The 3,117-nt window shown below is 52.0% G+C and carries 2 protein-coding genes; one reads left to right on the top strand and one right to left on the bottom strand.

Going from position 1 to position 3,117, the window contains the following annotated elements; translation table 11 throughout:
- The coding region (locus AAH187_RS19075) for a hypothetical protein (protein WP_342350077.1) at positions 1–219 on the bottom strand (219 nt) is incomplete at its 3' end.
- Positions 220–1,281: 1,062 nt separating this feature from the next.
- On the opposite strand from AAH187_RS19075, the gene AAH187_RS19070 reads away from it, so the two are divergent.
- Positions 1,282–3,018 carry a hemopexin repeat-containing protein gene (locus AAH187_RS19070; protein ID WP_342350076.1) on the top strand — a complete coding sequence of 579 codons (1,737 nt, stop codon included), beginning with the start codon at positions 1,282–1,284 and terminating at the stop codon, positions 3,016–3,018.
- Positions 3,019–3,117: the final 99 nt, after the last annotated feature.

Here is a 3,117-nt window from a genome sequence, read left to right as displayed (position 1 = left end):
TATTTCCTCATACACGTATACATCCGGGATCTCTCCCCTTATCTTTTTCTGTCGTTTTGAAAACAACTCAAAAATGCCCATATTATTTCCTTTACAAATACCAATGTTTACAGATCCGCATAAGATGGGAATCGTCGATTTTCTGTCTGTATAATTTCTCTCCAGTTTTCCCCTAGGGCTTACCCATCCTTTTCCCTTGCCTAAAACCCCATTACCCATGACTAAAATAGGCCAGTCAAATTCTTGGTCAATTAACGAATTAAGTCAAGTGGGAAATCTGCGAAAAAGGAAACAGGGTTCTCGAAAGTCTTTCAAGACAAATATCAAACCCCTCATACTCCTCGTTGTTCTCCTTGTCCGACGCCTGCTGCCCAGGCCCAGAGTCTGATGCTCTCATTGATCGGCGGCCCTGGTGTAAGCGTAGCGAATTGACCCGCCATCAGAAAGGGACACATTGTTTCGGCAGCCTCCTTTGGCCTTGTGGTGTGGCCGAGCAGTGCAGCCGGCACCGGAGACAAGGCGCACATTGTTCGAGCGCAGCGAGTTTGTGCGCCGCCGGGGTCGGCGAACCGGGAAGGGAACCCCAAGGGCCACGCCACGGCCACCATGGTTTTGGGTCCTTTTGCCGAATCAAAAAGCCTGTCCTGAGCCCTGCGAAGGAGACCTCGCCTGCCGGGCCGACCCCCCCGGCAAGAAAATTCATTTGAGCATACAACCACTTTTCTCTAGGACATTGAGACTGTGAACCCGCAACCGACACCCCATTTAGCCAAAGTTCCACCGAGAGGCAACACTCTCAACAAAAGATTTGATCTAAATTCTCCAACCTCTGCAGTCAAGAACAACTCCCGCCACCGTTAACGTATTAAGCCATTCACCAACCAGAAATCGACAAAAATAGATCCGGTCTGATTTTCTTTCTCTTAACTCTTCAGTACGAAACTCCCTACTACAAACTTAACCCAGAACTTGGGCGTAGTGATCTTGAAGTTCTGTGGCGGTCGCCCACAAGAGAATAGGTATCTGATTCGATACGACCTGTATCGTCATTGATACGCGCAACGCATTTGTAGGCGAGAGCAGAATTACCAGGAAGAATGTGAAGCCCAGTGCCAGTGCGGGTTTTCAAGCAGATACCAGAAGTGGCTCTGTCGCATATCGGGTTTGTGAGTGGGAACGGGTCTTGCTTTTATAGATTCGAGGAATGCTGAGTATGTTTGGGAGTGAGGAACTGAGCGAAATGTACGCAATCAATAAGTCTGTGAAGAAAGGGATCACGCCATGAGAACGTCACGTGAAATTTTGCTGTCAACCGTCTGCGGAATGCTTATCGCGGTGAGTTTCTGTGGGCCAGTGGACGTTGGGGCTCAGTTGACTGGTTCAGGAAAACTGGTGCCGGTGGTATGGAATAACGGCAAGGTCTATTTCTTCCAGGGAAGTGAGTATGCCCGATACGACATCGCCCAAGATATGGCGGACAGTGCCGATGGCAGTGGCAATGCGTACCCTCGCCCTATCCAGAACAATTGGCCTGGACTTTTTGAGGAGAACATGGACGCGGCCGTCTTCTGGCCTGCGCCACCTCCGGGAGGGGCAGAAGTAAAGACGGTCGCCTACTTCTTTAAAGGCAATCAGTTCATGAGGTATGACGTGGATGCTGATCGTGCGGATGCGGCGGATGGCGCTGGCCGGGCCTACCCCCAGCCGATCTCGTTGAAGTGGCCTGGGATCTGGACAGATCGGGTGGATGCCGTGGTGGTGTGGCCGGTCCCAAGGAGTGGCAGGACCGTCGCGTACTTTTTCCGGGATGATCAGTATATCCGCTTTGATGTAAAGAGACATCGGGCTGACCCGGGCTACCCGAAGCCCATTGCGGGCAATTGGCCAAATTTCAAGTTTCCAGGTGGAGTCGATGGTGCAGTGGCCTGGCCTACGAAGTTTGAGGGAAAAACGGTTGTCTATTTCTTTAAGGGCAATGAGTATATGCGATATGACGTTGATGCTGATCGAGCCGATGATCAAAGTGATGGAGGACTCGCATATCCTGCGCAAGTTGCCGGGAATTGGGCAGGCCTTCTCATAGCCAATGCACCGGGAGGAACGGATGCCCTCGCAGCCTTTGCACAAGAATGCGATCAGGCCATCGGCGTGTCGGTTCCCGACTTCGACGTCGACAGCCCTTTGGGGACTACGGTTCCCACCGATCATCTCACTCCGGCTAATGCGACTTATCCAAATGGCATCTGTGATCGTCCGAACGTGCTGAACGGAAAATGCGATCAGGGGAGTCGTTTTCGGGTGCTGATCAATACTCCAGACGCATATGTGGTGGCACATGCCCGAAAAATGGGCCTATCCCAAGGGCAGTATGGCGATGTGGCCATCATCCAGCACAATAAAGTTAATGGCAAAACCTGTTTCTATCAGGGGGCGCTAGAGGAAGGCTTTGGCTTAAGCCACGATGGCAAGGTCAAGGCGCCCTCCAAGGGAGTGGGCAATCCACCTTTCTGGATGACACCTTCACAAATTGTAAACAGTTCATTCCCCTGTGTCAGTTGTCATGACAATGGGCCAATCGTCCGATCACCGTATCTCGCACAAGTATCCGGCTCCAACCAGCTGCCCGGTGCGGGTGATATCACTTTCAACAGCGACCCGGAGCCCTATTCCTTTGTCGGCGCTGATTTTGCCTCATGGAAGGCCTACAAAGTCGAGGTCAACGACAATCTATGCAACAGCTGTCATCGCATGGGAGTCAACAACGTGAGTAACACTGGCGGCGTCGGGAGCAATGGCACGGCGCTCGATTTAGGCATCAAAGCCACAGCCCGTTCACAGGTGAGTAAGCATCCACACTCAGTCACATCGCCGATCTGGATGACGCCCGGGCAAGGCACCTTTGACCAAGTGACTGCTGATGCCGCGCTCGCAATCAAGCAATGCGCCGAACAGTTCCATGCAGGATCGCCACTGCCCAATTCGCCAAGCTGTAAGATTACGCAGTTTACAACACCGTAGGAACCATCTCGTTGACGATCGAACGGAGAACAAGAGTAAGGTCGGGGAAGATCCAAATAAATCTCTTGGCCTGTCCAGCGCGGTATATATTTGAGGTCA

This window comes from uncultured Nitrospira sp., assembly GCA_902500695.1.
Lineage (GTDB): Bacteria > Nitrospirota > Nitrospiria > Nitrospirales > UBA8639 > Nitrospira_E.
The sequence above is the reverse complement of the archived record's forward strand: the minus strand, read 5'-3'. Positions and strand labels throughout refer to the sequence as shown.

Excerpts from the sequence above, each read along its gene's own strand:
- AAH187_RS19070 (WP_342350076.1), top strand. The coding sequence starts at position 1,282 with ATGAGAACGTCACGTGAAATTTTGCTGTCAACCGTCTGCGGAATGCTT.